We start from the raw sequence: 14651 nt of genomic DNA on the forward strand, positions 1-14651 counted from the left end.
ACCCTCGCCCCGGACGTGTTCGTCGAGGGCGGGGGCATCATGCGTGACAACCGTACGGACAGACCGGCGATCCGTTCGTTGAGCGGACGCCCCTGGTGGGCGGCCAACGAAGCACTGGCGTTCCTGGTGGAACTGGTCGCGCTGGCCTGCCTGTTCTGGTGGGGGTTCAGCCTCGGGGACGTCCTGGCCGTCCAACTACTGCTGGGCACCGGGGTACTGGCGATAGCCATCGCCCTGTGGGGGACGTTCGCCGCACCCCGTGCCCGGGTCCGGCTGCCGCTCGCCGGCGTGCTCGTGGTGAAGGCCGTGGTGCTCGGCGGCGGCGCGCTCGCGCTGTACGGGGTGGGGCATCCGGTGGCGGCCGTGGTCCTGGCCGTCGTGGTGACGGGGAACACGGGCCTGGCGGAGACGTTCCGGCGCGGGCCGGATCGTACGGAGTAGCCCAGGCCTGTGCCTGGTCATCAGCATCGTCCGCCGGGCGCCTTGAGATCGTTTTCGGTCAAGAGACCTGGGACACCGCACGCGGTACCGGCCGCCCCTTCACCATGGACGCATGGCGACTTCGGCGGCACGTAGCGTTCGGCTCGGTGGGTTGCGACAGTGGTGGGGGTCGTCGCTGCCGCGTTACTGATCGCCGCCTGGGTCAACAAGGCCGCAGGGCCGGCAAGCGTCGCCGCTCTGTCGGGGCTGGTGCTGATCTGGTGCTTCTTCCAAGCCCCTGTGACGTGCGCGGCCCCGGTCAGGGGAAGGGAAGACGGTTGCCGGAACAACGCAACCGGCCTCCTTCTGGGCTGCCACATCCGCCAGCATCGCTGGCAGAAGCTGAAGATGCTGATCCTCCGGCGGCAACTGCGCACGTTCTTCTCCGGCCTCTTCTCGGACGGCAAGGCCGCGCTCGTCAGTCTGGCCGCGATCGGCAGCTTCCTCTCCGGGATCGTGACCTTCGTTCCTGGCGTGGCTGTCGGGTGACCTGAAGCACGCCGGTGACCGGATTACCTAACTGCGTACACACGCCCGCTTGTCCGTACGGACCACGGGGCCGGAACGCATCCGCGTCCCGGCCCCGTGTCAGCACACCGGGAACCCGGTCAGATCAGCCCCTGCGCCAGCATCGCGTCCGCGACCAGCTCGAAGCCGGCGATGTTCGCGCCGACCACGTAGTTGCCGGGGCTGCCGTAGCGCTCCGCCGTGGTGTAGCAGGAGTCGTGGATGTGGCGCATGATCTCCGCCAGCCGCTCCTCCGTGTGGGCGAACGTCCAGGAGTCGCGCGAGGCGTTCTGCTGCATCTCCAGGGCGCTGGTGGCCACACCGCCCGCGTTGGCCGCCTTGCCGGGGGCGAAGGCCACTCCGGCGTCCTGGAAGACGCGGACGGCCTCGGGGGTGGTGGGCATGTTGGCGCCCTCGGCAACCGCCTTCACCCCGTTGCGTACGAGGGTCAGCGCGTCGGCCTCGTGGAGTTCGTTCTGCGTGGCGCAGGGCAGGGCCACGTCGCAGGGCACGTTCCAGACGCCGGTGCCGGGTACGAAGACGGCCTCGGGCCGGCGTTCGGCGTATTCGGAGACACGGCCGCGGCCGGTCTCCTTGATCTCCTTGAGCAGGGCGAGGTCGATGCCCTTCTCGTCGACTACGTAGCCGTCGGAGTCGGAGCAGGTCACCACCGTGGCGCCGAGCTGCTGGGCCTTCTCGATCGCGTAGATCGCCACGTTGCCCGAGCCGGAGACGGCGATGCGCCGGCCGTCGAGGCTGTCGCCCTGGCTGCGGAGCATTTCGGCGGTGAACAGGACGCAGCCGTAGCCGGTCGCCTCCGTACGCACCAGGGCGCCGCCCCAGCCGAGACCCTTTCCGGTCAGGACGCCGGACTCGAAGCGGTTGGTGATCCGCTTGTACTGGCCGAAGAGGTAGCCGATCTCGCGGCCACCCACGCCGATGTCACCGGCGGGAACGTCGGTGTACTCGCCGAGGTGGCGGTGGAGCTCGGTCATGAACGACTGGCAGAACCGCATGATCTCGGCGTCCGAGCGGCCCTTCGGGTCGAAGTCGGAGCCGCCCTTGCCGCCGCCGATGGGCATGCCGGTGAGGGCGTTCTTGAAGATCTGCTCGAAGCCGAGGAACTTCACGATGCCGAGGTTGACCGAGGGGTGGAAGCGCAGTCCGCCCTTGTACGGGCCGAGCGAGCTGGAGAACTCGACCCGGAATCCGCGGTTGACGTGGATGTCGCCGGAGTCGTCCGACCACGGCACCCGGAAGATGAGCTGGCGCTCCGGCTCGCATATGCGCTCGATGATCCGGGCGTCCACGAACTCCGGCCGCCGGGTCAGCACCGGGCCGAGCGTCTCCAGGACTTCCCGTACGGCCTGGTGGAACTCCTTCTCGCCCTGGTTGCGGCGGAGGATCTCCGCGTACAGCGGCTCGATGACACGGTCTGCGGCGTGCGGCGTTGCGGAGTCAGGGGTGACCAGCATCTGATCAAGACCTTCCATGGGTCGGCTCATGCGCGAAGGCGCCCCCGTCCCGAGGGGCACCAGGTCCCCCCTCGCCGTTGAGGGCGTCGCCCGACATCACGCATACCGTGCTCACGAAAGCGACGTACAGGACCGTTGTGGCGTATCGAGTGTCCCAGCGGGACGACGCGATGCTCCACGGCCATCCACATGGTGATCCCTCCGCGCCACGCACGGGAAGGGCGCAACCACACGGCCCCGGGCCGGTTCCGGGGAGGATTGGCCCGGTTGCGGCCGGGTCGCGCATCATTCGAAGTGGCGAACCTCACAGTGGTTTGCGGGTTGTTGTGAGGTCCGCGGGCGGGCGGGCGGGCCGTCCTCAGTTCTCGCGCGGGCCGCGCGACATCCACACATACGGCCGGCCGCGTTCACCGGAGGTGCGCGTCCCGGCCCGCGGTGACGGGCAATCAGACATGATTCCGTCATGACAACTTCACGGGGGAACCGCAGGGTCCGTACTGCTCGTACTCCTTACGCGCCACCGCCGTTGACCGCGGGTCCCCAGCCCGGCCACGGACGGTCAAGACCCTCGTACGTCCCCGGCGGGAGCGGGCGTCCCGCACCGCGCACACCGCCCCGGGCGGGCGAGATGCGCCGCTACCTCGCCGTGGGGCTCGACTGCTATCTCTGCCTGGTCACCAGCGGCTTAATCGTCCGGCCCTACGCGGACTCGGCGGCCGTTCCGCAGGCCGTCGGGCTGCTGATCGGGCCGGTGCTCGTCCTCTCGTTCCTCAATCAGGTGGTGCTGACCGCGGTCGTCGGCGCGGGCGCGGGGAAGCTGATCATGGGGATACGGGTGGTGAGCCTGCCGGACGCGGGGCGCCCCGGCCCCGGACAGCTGGTGCGGCGCTGGCTGTACGGGCTGTGCTGGCTGCCGCTGCAGCCCTGGTACGGGCTCCGCACCCGTCCGGTGGGGACCGCCGGCGCGGGCGGGCCCGGTCCGCGGACGGCCTGCGAGGAGGGCCTGGCGTCCACCGACCCTGCCGGGCTGCGCCAGGTCCGCCGCAGCGATCTGGCGGCACACCGCAGGGCCGTTGCCGGGCGGGCGGTCTGAGCCGGCGGGCCCGTCGGTGCGGGCCCGCCGGCTCATGGCGGCACGGGTGCGTGGCCGGGTCAGGCCGCGGCGTTCTCCGTGATGGTGACCTTGCCCTTGCGGATGGTGGCCAGCCGCGGGGCCCGGCGGGCGATCGCGCTGTCATGGGTGACCATGATGAAGGTGAGCCCGTGCTCCTTCCACATGGTCTCCAGCACCTCCATGATCTCGTCGCGCATGGACTCGTCGAGGTTGCCGGTGGGCTCGTCGGCGAGCAGCACCTTGGGCTGCTTGACCAGGGCTCTGGCGATGGCCACCCGCTGCTGCTGGCCGCCGGACATCTCGCCGGGCAGATGGCCGAGACGTTCGCCGAGCCCGACCGAGTCGAGCGCCTCAGCGGCTCTTCTGCGCCGCTCGGACGCCTTGCCGCCGAGCGGGACGAGGGCGGACTCGACGTTCTCCTGGGCGGTGAGCGTCGGGATGAGGTTGAAGCTCTGGAAGACGAAGCCGATGTTCTCGGCGCGCACCTTGGTGAGCTTGGCCTCGCTGAGCTTCGCGAGGTCCACCCCGTCGAGTTCGACGCTGCCGGCCGTGGGGCGGTCCAGGCCGCCGAGCATCTGGAGCAGTGTGGACTTGCCGCCGCCGGTGGGGCCCTGGATGACCAGACGGCCGCCGTCCTCGATGGTCAGGTCGACGCCGGCGAGCGCGTGGACCTTGGACTTTCCGCGTGTGTACTGCTTGGTGACGCCTTGAAGCGTGTACATGGGTCAGCTCCTGCTGGACGATGATCACGGATCCCGGGCGACCGCCTCGGGGATCGCCACGGGGATCGCGGATCGCTGGGGACGGGATACGGGATGCCCGTGCGCCGGGCATCCCGCGGCGGGCTACTCGACGCGGCGCAGCGCGTCCGCGGGGCGCAGCCGGGAGGCGCGCCAGCCGCCGAAGGCGCCCGCGATCAGTCCGCCCGCGACGGCCAGGCCGACGGCCATCAGGATGACGGAGAGGGAGACGGGTGCGGTCAGCGCGATGTCGAGTGCCTTGGACGCGGTCTGCCGGCCGGGGCCGCCCATCCCGCCGCCGCGCATCCCGCCGCCCCCGCCGGAGGAGCCGAGCTGGGCGGTGAGGGTGGGACTGACGGCGGTGACGGCGTAGGCACCGGCAAGGCCGACCGCGATGCCGAGGACGCCGCCCATCAGGCCGTTGACGAGTGCTTCGCCGATGACCTGGCGGGTGACCCGGCCGCTCTTCCAGCCGAGCGCCTTGAGGGTGCCGAACTCCCGTACGCGACGGCTGACCGCGGAGGAGGTGAGGAGGCCCGCCACCAGGAAGGCGGCGATGAGCACGGCGATGGAGAGCCACTTGCCGACGCTGGAGGCCAGGTCGGACGCGGTGGACAGGGAGCCGGACACGGTGTCCGCGAGGTCGGCGGAGGTGGTGACCGTGGTGCCCGAGATGTTCTTCTGGATCGTGGACTTGACGCTGTCGATCGCCTGCGAGTCCGCGGCCTTGACGTAGACCGTGGTGACCTTGTTCTTGGCGTCGGCGAGGGTCTGCGCCTGCTGGAGCGGGATGTAGAGGTTGGCGGCCGCGTCACCGCTGTCGGCCGTCGAGACCCCGACGATGGTGAACTCGGTGCCGTGGATCGTCACGGTCTTGCCGGCCGAGAGCTTCTTCTCCTTGGCGTAGGCGGCGTCGACGACGGCCACCTTCGCGTTGGTCTCGGTCGCCTTGAACGTACGTCCTGCGGTGATCTTCGACGAGGTGAGCGGGCCGAGGTCCTGCTTGGTGACGTCGGTTCCGTACACCGTGTAGGAGTTGACGTCGAAGGAGGCTCCGCCGCCCTGGACCTCGCCCTGCGGCTGGCCGCTGCCGCCACCGGGGCCGCCTCGGGTGCCCTCGGCCGTGCCGCCCTCCTGCTTGAACTCACCGCGCTTGAACTGGCCGTCGACCTTCATGACGGTCATGCTCAGCCCGCCGACGGCGTCGGCGACGCCGTTCTGCTTGTCCACCTTGTCGACGGTGGTGGAGGCGAGCGTCTGGAAGCCCTGGACCATGACCCGGTCCGTGCTCTGTGTCGAGTCGTCGTCGCTGCCCTTGGCGTCGAACTCGAACCTGGGGCGCTCCGTGCCGGAGCCCGGAGCTGCGGCGGCCTTGGTGACGGTCATGTCCGTGCCGAGGCCGTACAGCGATTCCAGGACCTTGTCCTGGGCCTTGCTCATGCCCGAGGAGACCGAGCTGACGATGATGACCAGCGCAATACCGAGGGCGAGCCCCGAGGCGACGACGAGCGCCGCCTTTCTGCGGCGGCGCAGCTCGCGCCGGAGGTAGGTGAAGAACATGGGGCGAGGCTAGGGACCGCTTGTGATGGTGGGTTAAGGCCGGGATGAGAGCGGGATGAGAACAGTCGGGTACGCCGAAGGCGGCGGCACCGGGATCCGTGCGGATCCGGTGCCGCCGCCTTCGGCGTACGGGATGGGGGTAAAGCGGCCGGCCGGCTCAGGCCTGGGAGCCCGCCGTCCACTCGGCCCAGCTCAGGTTCCAGCCGTTGAGGCCGTTGTCGGGCTTGATGGTCGCGTCCGGGGAGTTCTTGACGATGACCACGTCGCCGATCATGGAGTTGTTGTAGAACCAGGCGGCGGGCTGGTTGGCGTCACCGGCACCCTTGGCGTCGGCGAGACCGACGCAGCCGTGGCTGGTGTTGGCACTGCCGAAGATCGACTTGGCGCCCCAGTAGTTGCCGTGGATGAAGGTGCCCGACGTGGACAGCCGCATGGCGTGCGGCACGTCCTTGATGTCGTACTCGCCCTTGCCGTCGTCGTCGGTGAAGCCGACCGTCGAGCCGTCCATCCGGGTCTCCTTGAACTTCTCGGAGATCACCATCTGGCCGTTGTACGTCGGGTTGTCCGACGAACCGGCCGAGATCGGGATGGTCTTGATCGTCTTGCCGTTCTGGGTGACGGTCATCGTGTGCGTCTTGGCGTCCACGGTCGACACCTGGTTGCGGCCGATCTTGAAGGTGACCGTCTTCTGCTGCACGCCGTAGACGCCGTCCGCGCCCTCGACGCCGTCCAGTGCCAGCTTCAGCGTGACGGTGGAGCCGCCCGTCCAGTAGTCCTCGGGACGCAGGTCCAGGCGCTGGGAGTTGAACCAGTGTCCGGCGACCTGCTGGCCGCTGCTGGACGTCACGGTGATGCCGGCCTGGACGGCCTTCTGGTCGGTGATCGGCTTGTTGAAGTTGATCGAGACGGGCATGCCGACGCCGACCGTGGAGCCGTCCTCGGGGGTGAAGTTCCCGATGAAACTGTTGGCGGGCGACACGGTGGTGAAGGAGGAGTTCTCGTGCGCCTCGCGGCCCTTCGAGTCCTGTGCCGTCGCGTTGATCTTGTAGGTGGTCGAGCGCTCCAGCTGGGCGTCCGGCTTCCAGCTCGTGCCGTCGGCGGACAGCGTGCCCTTGACGCTCTCACCGGCTGCGGTGGTCATCGTGACGACCGTCAGCTTGCCCTTGGTGACGGTGACCTTGGCGGCGTTGTTGATGCTCGCGTTGGTGGCGCCGTTCTTCGGCGAGATCGCTATCTGCGCCTCCGAGGCCTCCTCGGCCGCCGCCTTGTCGACCTCGGCAGCCTGTGACTTCGAGCTGTCGGGGCTAGGGCCGCCCTTGTCGCCGCCGTCGTTGCAGGCCGAAAGCACCAGCACGCCGCCGAGCAGTGCGGACGCGGCCATGAGGCCCCTGCGCCGTTTGCTGTCCGTCATCACACGCTTCTCCATCGTTGCCGAATCCCCAAAAACCCCGAGCAAGGCCGTTGACCGGCGTTACCCCGTCAATGTTCCAAGAACACCCGGAACGGGTGTCCCGTTCCATATCCGTCCCGGATGTGGGGAACACCACTCATCGACGCGGTGCCGACAGCCGTGGTTCCCGCTGTTCATCACCTAGGTGTCCGCCGGTGCACGACCCGGTTGTACCGCACGTCCGCGATCCGTACCCACCGGCTGCTCACGCACACCGGCCCCGGCCCGCCGGAAGCGGGCCGGGGCCGGTGTTCCCAGCCGCTAGACCCGCTGTTCCGTGCTGACGCCCTTGTCGTCCTCCTCCCCATTGTGCGGGACACCAAAAGCGCTCTCGTCGCCCTCGGTCGCGTCGTCGTACTCCTCGCCGTCATCGTCCCGGCCGTCATCGAGGTCCCATCCGTCCGGGTCCTCCGGGTCGTAGTCGATGACCTCGCTGCTCCAGGAGGCCTGGGTCAGCTCGACCCCGGGCACCTCGCTGACCAGGTCGAACGGGTCGATCAGCGAGGCGAGGGCCTCCGCACCGTCTTCCCGTACCGCGGTCTCGGCATGCGTGCGCTCCTCGGCGGACTCGCCACCGGGCTCGCCGTACTCGGCCGCGAGGCTTTCCAGCGCCGTTCCGCTCAGGGCGTCGGCGTCCGTGATCTCCACCACCATTTCGACACGAACGCGAACGAATCGTGATGTCTCAGAAGTGCTCATGAGGTGGAGCGTAGGCCGACCGGCCGCCATGGCTTTCCCGCGACCCGCTGCGTTCACTAGCATCGGTGCAACAGGCCTGAGGGGACCCGGCATTCGGGGAGCCCTCTCCCTTACGGCTGCCCCAAGGGGGATCGATTCCGTGGCCATCACCCGCCGCCCGCTCCTGACCGCCACCGCTGCGGGAACGCTGCTGTGTGCCCTGTGGTTCGTCCCGTCCGCCAATGCGGGCGACGCGTCCACCGCGCCGGGCACGACCGGCCGCAACGCCACCACCACCGGCCCGGACCTGGGCTCCACCACACTCGCCGAGACCGGGACCGGGATCGACACGACGCCGTATCTCGTCGGCGGCATGACACTCCTGGGCATCGGAGCCGGCTTCGTCACCTACGCGGGCCGTCGCGGAGGTCCCCGGCCGGCCCTGTGAGCGGTACGCGGGAGCGGCCACCGGGTCCGCCCGGTGGCCGCTCCCGCGTGTGTACGGCCGTGGTCAGGCCAGCGGCCCCGTGACGGGCTCGACCGCCGCGACGAGCTTGCCCGAGCGGACGAAGGCGTCCGCCGCGGCCAGGTCCGGCGACAGGAAGCGGTCCGGTCCCGGGCCCTCGACGCCCGCCGCCCGCAGCGCCTCGATGGCGGCGAGCGAGGCGGGGGCCGGGGTCAGGCCCTGTGCGGCGCGCAGTTCGACGGCGCGGGTCGCCGCGTACAGCTCGACGGCGACGATCCGGGCGAGGTTGTCGACGGCGGTACGGAGCTTGCGCGCGGCCGACCAGCCCATCGAGACGTGGTCCTCCTGCATCGCGGAGGACGGGATCGAGTCGGCGGAGGCGGGGACGGCGAGCCGCTTCATCTCGCTGACCAGGGCGGCCTGGGTGTACTGGGCGATCATCAGGCCGGAGTCGACACCGGGGTCGTCGGCGAGGAACGGCGGCAGCCCGTGCGAACGGTTCTTGTCCAGCAGCCGGTCGGTGCGGCGCTCGGCGATCGAGCCGAGGTCGGCGGCGACGATCGCCAGGAAGTCCAGGACGTACGCGACCGGCGCCCCGTGGAAGTTGCCGTTGGACTCGACCCGTCCGTCGGGAAGCACCACCGGGTTGTCGACGGACGAGGCCAGCTCGCGGTCGGCGACGGTCGCGGCGTACGCGAGGGTGTCGCGGCCCGCGCCGTTGACCTGGGGCGCGCAGCGCACGGAGTAGGCGTCCTGGACGCGCGGCGCGTCGTCCTGGTGGTGACCGGTGAGACCCGAACCGGCCAGCACCCGCAGCATGTTGTCGGCGCTGGCGCCCTGGCCGGGGTGCGGGCGGATGGCGTGCAGCTCGGGGGCGAGGACCTTGTCCGTGCCGAGCAGGGCCTCCAGGGAGAGGGCCGCGGTGATGTCGGCCGAGGTGTAGAGGCTGCGCAGGTCGGCGAGGGCCATCACGAGCATGCCGAGCATGCCGTCGGTGCCGTTGAGGAGGGCGAGACCCTCCTTCTCGCGCAGCTCGACCGGGGTGATGCCGTGGGCGGCGAGGAGTTCACCGGCCGGGCGCACGGTCCCGTCGGGGCCCTCCGCGTCGCCTTCGCCCATCAGGGTCAGGGCGCAGTGCGAGAGCGGTGCCAGGTCACCTGAGCAGCCGAGGGAACCGTACTCGTGAACGACGGGTGTGATTCCGGCGTTGAGTACGTCCGCCATGGTCTGCGCGACCTCGGGGCGGACGCCCGTGTGGCCGGAGGCGACCGTCTTCAGCCGCAGGAACATCAGCGCCCTGACGACCTCGCGCTCGACCCGCGGGCCCATGCCGGCGGCGTGCGAACGGACGATGTTGCGCTGGAGCTGCGCGCGGAGCTCCGGGCTGATGTGGCGGCTGGCGAGCGCGCCGAATCCGGTGGAGACGCCGTAGACCGGCTCGGGCTTGGCGGCGAGCGCGTCCACGATCTCGCGGGCGGCGGCCAGGGCGCTCACCGCGGCCGCGGAGAGCTCGACACGGGCGTTGCCGCGGGCCACGGCGATGACGTCCTGAGCGGTGGTGCCGGACGTCCCCACCACGACTGTATGCATATCCATATTCAGAAGCGTACGGATTGAAACCCTTCATGTCACTAGTGGTCCTCGGGTTGACCCCTTACCGGATCCATCGCCTCGGGGACGGCCCCGCGCAGCCGGCGGCGGTCGTGGGCGGATTTCGGCGGGGAGTCCGCCAGCCGGATGACCTCGCCGTCCCTCCCCGCCACCACGGGCTTCCCGGAACGGGCCGCCTTCGCCCGGTACTGGGCCGCGTCCGCGAGCCGGAAGAGCCGCCGAGCGGAGACCACCGGACCGATCGGATCCCCCGTGGACGCGATCCCGCAGGCGACCCCGTTGCCGAACTCCAGCTCGGCGGCCCGCTCGCAGAGTTCCGTGGCCACCGCGATCACCTCGTCCGCCTCGGGACCCAGGGCCAGCAGACAGAACTCGTCCCCGCCGAGCCGGGCCGCCAGCGCCCCCGGCAGCATGGCCCCGCACCGGGACAGCACAGAGCCGAAACGTTCCAGCAGGCGGTCACCGACGGCATGCCCATGCGTGTCGTTGACCCATTTGAGGCCGTTGAGATCGCAGACGACCAGGCTCACCACCGAACCGTCCTCCCGGTGCCGCTCCACCGCCTCGTCCAGCCGCATGTCGACGGCCCTCCGGTTGGCGAGGCCGGTCAGCGGATCGGTGAAGGCGAGCTTGCGCACCTCCTCCAGGCGCTCCGTCTGGGAGATCCCGGCGGCCACGACGGCGGCCAGCACGGTGGCGAAGTCCGCGTCCCGGCGGCCGAACACCGGCTCCCCCACCCGTCGCGCCACATAGAGCTCGCCCCAGGCCCGCCCGTGCAGCACGATCGGCGCGACCACACAGCAGCCGCGCCCGCGCCGGCGCAGCGCCGCCACCCGCTGATGGCAGTAGCCGTGCCCGTAACCGTGCGCACCCGCCACGCCCGCACCCCCGGGCTCCGGCTCCACCGGCCCGTCGGCGGTCTCCACCCAGGCGTCCGGCTCACCGCCCCCGGCCCACCGCTCATGGAGGAACTCGGTGATCTCCGGGAACTGATGCACCGGGTACGTCTCCGCGTCGGGGAACTCCTCCTCCCCCTCGGCCCGCTCGCCCGCGTTGACCAGGACCCGCAGCCGCCCGCGTCCGCGCTCCCAGACCGACAACGCGGCGAAGCTGCCGCCCAATGCCTCGCACGCCCCCAGCGCGGCCGCTCGCCAGCACCCCCGCGGGGTGTGCGCCGCCGCCATCGCCTGCGCAAGCGAAACCACGGCCCGCAGCCGTGCATCGTCACCACCCATTGCACCAGCTTATGTAGTTTTGTGGTGATTTGATCAGTTTGCGGATCGGGTCATGTGCGGTGCGTCGCGAGTCGGGCACAAAGGGTCATGGCCGTCTCACTCCCCGGGCCAGTTCGCCTTCCGCTTCTCGTTGAACGCCGCCACACCCTCCGCCCGGTCGCCGGAGAAGGCCACCGACCGCCACGCGGAGTCCTCGACCTCCAGACCGGCCCGCAGATCCAGCCCGTGCCCGAGCCGCAGCGCCCGCTTGGCCGCCCGCAGCCCCACCGGGGAGTTCGCCGCGATCCGGCCGGCCAGCGCGAGCGCCTCGGCCCGGTCCTCGCCCTCCGCGACCAGCTCGTCGACCAGCCCCAGCTCCCGCGCCTCGGCCGCCGCCACCCGGCGGGCGGTGAAGATCAGCTCGGCGGCACGCGCCGCCCCGACCCGGCGCGGCAGCAGCTGGGTGCCGCCGCCGCCGGGGATGACCCCGACCGACACCTCGGGCAGGCCCACCAGGGCGGTCGCGTCCGCGACGATCAGATCGCAGGACAGGGCCAGCTCGAACCCGCCACCGAGGGCGAATCCGTGCACCGCGGCGATCGTCGGCATCGGCAGTTCGAGCACTCCGGTGTAGGCGGCGCGTGCGGTGGGCCGCTGGCGCACCAGATCCGCGTCGGTGAAGGAGTTGCGCTCCTTGAGGTCCGCGCCCACGCAGAAGGCCCGCTCGTGGCTGGAGGTGAGGACGGTGACCCGGACGTCCGGGTCGGCCGCGAGCGCGGCACAGGCGGCGCCGATCGAACGGGCCATGTCCGTGGACACGGCGTTCATGGCCTTGGGCCGGTCGAGAACCAGCTCGGCAACGTGCTCCAGGCCCTCGTGGCCCCGTACGACGACGAACTCCCCGAACCGCTGCTCGGACGTGACGGTCATGGCTGCACCCCTGTGTCGGTTAACGAGCGTTACCGGAGGGATCCTAGAGCTCTCCCGGGGCAGGAGGTCAGGGGGCGGTCAGGACGTGCCGCGACGGGCCAGCAGCCACGGTTCGACGATGCCGAGGCCACGCACCGGGCGCTGCCACATCGGCTGCAGCCCGTAGCGGTACCTGGGCGCGGGAGCCGGCTCCTCGCCGTCCGCGCTCTCCTTCGCGGCAGCGGCCTCCTCCGCGGCCCGTGCCTCGGAGACGGGTGCGTCGCCGGTACGGGTCAGCTCCTCGGCGAACGCCCCGTCCACCAGGACGGCGTCCTTCGGCGCTATCGAGGTCAGCCGGCTGGCGAGGTTCACCGTGGTGCCGAAGACATCGCCCATCCGGGTGGTGACGGTGCCGAACGCGATGCCGACGCGCAGCGCCGGCATCGTCTCGTCCAGGGTCATCGCCTCGATCAGGCGCAGCGCGATCTCGGACGCGGTGCCCGCGTCGTCGGCGGCGAAGAGGACCTCGTCCCCGAGGGTCTTGATGAGCCGGCCGCCGTGCGCGGCGACGAGGTCGGCGCAGGTGGTCTCGAAGGACTCGACGAGTTCGCCGAGCTCCTCCTCCTCCAGGCGGCGGGTCAGCCGGGTGAACCCGACGAGGTCGGCGAAGCCGACGGCCAGGCGCCGGTCGACCATCTCCTCGTCGTCCGCGGCCTGCACGACCCGGCCGGTGGCGGCGGCGAGCTGGCGCCGCCACACGTACACCAGGAACTCCTCCAGCTCCGGCAGGAGCAGTTCGATCAGCGGGTACGTGACCTCGGTGCGGGTCATTCCCGGCTCGGGCGGCTCGGTGAGGCCCTCCAGGAAGGAATCGATCTGCCATTCCGCCAGTCGGGCGGTGGTCTGCCCGGTCGACCGGGCCACCTGGATCGCCATCGGCTCGCTGAGCAGCCCGGCCTCGACCAGACCGGACAGCCGCCGCAGCGCCAGTACGTCGGCCTCGGTGAGCGCCTTGGCCTGACCGATGTCGGCGAAGCCCATGGCCCGCCAGAACCGGGACGCCAGATCCATGGAGACGCCCGCGGTCCGGGCGGCCTGGAACGGGGTGTAGCGCCGGTCGGCCCCCAGGATCAGCTGTTCCAGCCGGATCGCCAGGGGATCGTCGGTCGGTTCCGCCGTGTGGTCGACTTCGTGATGCGGTGTCGCGTGGACCGAGGAGTCCGGCGGGGGCTCCGCGCCCGCGTCGGAGGTCGTGTCGTCGACGGTCACCAGCCGCCTCCTGCCCGTTCCCTGCGCACTGCCCTGCCGATCTGTCGGTGGATCGCCTCAACGATACGGCAGGTGTGCCCTACCTCACGTCGTCGAGGCGTTACCGGACGGGTCGAGGCGTACGACGCGCGAGCCTCTCAGGTCAGTCCGCCCGCCGCGCCGCGCAGATGCACGATGTCGCCCGCCGATACCGGCTCCCGCAGGCCGTCGTCCGACGACAGGACCAGCCGCCCGTCCCCGTCGATCGCCACCGCCTCACCGGTGAGCACGCGGTCACCGGGCAGCTGGGCCCGTACGGTCCGGCCGAGCGTCGCGCAGCCCGCGGCGTACGCCTCCTGGAGCCCGCTGGCGGCCGCGTCGCCGTCGGCCGCGCGCCACTGCCCGTACCACTGCTCCAGCGAGCGCAGTACGCCCCGCAGCAGCGTCTCGCGGTCGGTGGAGACCGCTCCGGCGAGGGCGAGCGAGGCGGCGGTGGGGGCGGGCAGCTCGTCGGCCCGCAGGGAGACGTTGAGGCCGATGCCGATGACGACGCCGTCGCCGGCCCGCTCGGCGAGGATGCCGCCGGTCTTGCGCTCCTCGCCGCATGGGGTCTCCCCCGGACGGAGCTTGTCGGAGTCCTTGGGGATGGTGACCAGCAGGTCGTTGGGCCACTTCAGCGCCGTGTCGACGCCCGCCGACCGGGCCAGGCCGGTCGCCACGGCGACCCCGGCGAGGAGCGGCAGCCAGCCCCACCGCTGCACCGGCACGGCACCCGGCGTCAGGTAGACCGAGAAGAACAGGCCGGAGCGGGCCGGCGCCGTCCAGGTCCGGTCCAGGCGGCCCCGGCCGGCGGTCTGCTCCTCGGCGACCAGGACCGTGCCCTCGGCGAGGGAGGCCGCGCGCCCCGCGAGATCGGAGTTGGTGGAGCCGGTGGCGGCGACGACGTCGAGGGCGGTCCACAGCCCGCCCGGCCGCAGCAGGTCCCGGCGCAGTGCGGGGACGTTCAGGGGCGGCCGGTCCAGGTCCGACCAACGGTTCTGTGGCGCATCCGAAGGTGTCATGCAAGCCACCCTAGGTGTGTCAAACGACGCACTGCCGAACCGTATCCGCGCCGATACGCTACGGATCAGTAGCCGTTCAGCGCTGCGGGCCGTCAGCCGTTCATCCGCTGATCAGCAGCGCAGTCGTCCCCGTGACCA

The 14651-nt window shown here is 71.0% G+C and carries 14 protein-coding genes; 4 read left to right on the forward strand and 10 right to left on the reverse strand.

What is annotated here, in order from left to right; translation table 11 throughout:
- Nucleotides 1–39: 39 nt before the first annotated feature.
- Both OG912_RS10845 and OG912_RS10850 read left to right on the forward strand, forming a co-directional pair.
- Nucleotides 40–441: a YrdB family protein gene (locus OG912_RS10845; protein ID WP_327709176.1), complete on the forward strand. Its 402-nt coding sequence runs from the start codon at nt 40–42 to the stop codon at nt 439–441.
- A 159-nt stretch (nt 442–600) separates the two neighbouring features.
- Nucleotides 601–969, forward strand: coding sequence for a hypothetical protein (locus tag OG912_RS10850; RefSeq protein WP_327709177.1), 369 nt, complete (start codon nt 601–603; stop codon nt 967–969).
- 119 nt (nt 970–1088) lie between these two features.
- Here OG912_RS10850 and gdhA read toward each other — a convergent pair whose 3' ends face one another.
- On the reverse strand, nt 1089–2462 hold the full coding sequence (gene gdhA / locus OG912_RS10855; RefSeq protein ID WP_326740747.1) for an NADP-specific glutamate dehydrogenase: 1374 nt from the start codon (nt 2460–2462) through the stop codon (nt 1089–1091).
- A 628-nt stretch (nt 2463–3090) separates the two neighbouring features.
- On the opposite strand from gdhA, the gene OG912_RS10860 reads away from it, so the two are divergent.
- Nucleotides 3091–3555 (forward strand): RDD family protein, encoded by a 465-nt coding sequence (locus OG912_RS10860; RefSeq protein WP_327709178.1) that lies wholly within the window; start codon nt 3091–3093, stop codon nt 3553–3555.
- Between the two features lie 59 nt (nt 3556–3614).
- Here OG912_RS10860 and OG912_RS10865 read toward each other — a convergent pair whose 3' ends face one another.
- The 4 genes from OG912_RS10865 to OG912_RS10880 form a co-directional block, all read right to left on the reverse strand.
- Nucleotides 3615–4298 (reverse strand): ABC transporter ATP-binding protein, encoded by a 684-nt coding sequence (locus OG912_RS10865; RefSeq protein ID WP_327709179.1) that lies wholly within the window; start codon nt 4296–4298, stop codon nt 3615–3617.
- Nucleotides 4299–4421: 123 nt separating this feature from the next.
- Entirely contained in the window at nt 4422–5876 is a 1455-nt protein-coding gene (locus OG912_RS10870) for an ABC transporter permease (RefSeq protein WP_327709180.1), read from the reverse strand.
- Between the two features lie 157 nt (nt 5877–6033).
- Nucleotides 6034–7302: a L,D-transpeptidase gene (locus OG912_RS10875; RefSeq protein WP_327709181.1), complete on the reverse strand. Its 1269-nt coding sequence runs from the start codon at nt 7300–7302 to the stop codon at nt 6034–6036.
- 285 nt (nt 7303–7587) lie between these two features.
- On the reverse strand, nt 7588–8025 hold the full coding sequence (locus tag OG912_RS10880) for a hypothetical protein (protein ID WP_327709182.1): 438 nt from the start codon (nt 8023–8025) through the stop codon (nt 7588–7590).
- Nucleotides 8026–8164: 139 nt separating this feature from the next.
- Here OG912_RS10880 and OG912_RS10885 point away from each other — a divergent pair, with 139 nt between their 5' ends.
- Entirely contained in the window at nt 8165–8452 is a 288-nt protein-coding gene (locus OG912_RS10885; protein ID WP_327709183.1) for a hypothetical protein, read from the forward strand.
- A 63-nt stretch (nt 8453–8515) separates the two neighbouring features.
- Here the strand turns inward: OG912_RS10885 and hutH are convergent, their stop codons facing one another.
- The 5 genes from hutH to OG912_RS10910 form a co-directional block, all read right to left on the reverse strand.
- Nucleotides 8516–10066 carry a histidine ammonia-lyase gene (gene hutH / locus OG912_RS10890; RefSeq protein ID WP_327709184.1) on the reverse strand — a complete coding sequence of 517 codons (1551 nt, stop codon included), beginning with the start codon at nt 10064–10066 and terminating at the stop codon, nt 8516–8518.
- A 35-nt stretch (nt 10067–10101) separates the two neighbouring features.
- Entirely contained in the window at nt 10102–11316 is a 1215-nt protein-coding gene (locus OG912_RS10895) for a GGDEF domain-containing protein (RefSeq protein ID WP_327709185.1), read from the reverse strand.
- Nucleotides 11317–11412: 96 nt separating this feature from the next.
- Nucleotides 11413–12225 carry an enoyl-CoA hydratase/isomerase family protein gene (locus tag OG912_RS10900; RefSeq protein ID WP_327709186.1) on the reverse strand — a complete coding sequence of 271 codons (813 nt, stop codon included), beginning with the start codon at nt 12223–12225 and terminating at the stop codon, nt 11413–11415.
- Nucleotides 12226–12303: 78 nt separating this feature from the next.
- Nucleotides 12304–13473: an adenylate/guanylate cyclase domain-containing protein gene (locus OG912_RS10905; RefSeq protein WP_326738339.1), complete on the reverse strand. Its 1170-nt coding sequence runs from the start codon at nt 13471–13473 to the stop codon at nt 12304–12306.
- 137 nt (nt 13474–13610) lie between these two features.
- On the reverse strand, nt 13611–14513 hold the full coding sequence (locus OG912_RS10910) for a biotin--[acetyl-CoA-carboxylase] ligase (RefSeq protein ID WP_327709187.1): 903 nt from the start codon (nt 14511–14513) through the stop codon (nt 13611–13613).
- Nucleotides 14514–14651: the final 138 nt, after the last annotated feature.

The organism is Streptomyces sp. NBC_00464, from assembly GCF_036013915.1.
GTDB lineage: Bacteria > Actinomycetota > Actinomycetes > Streptomycetales > Streptomycetaceae > Streptomyces.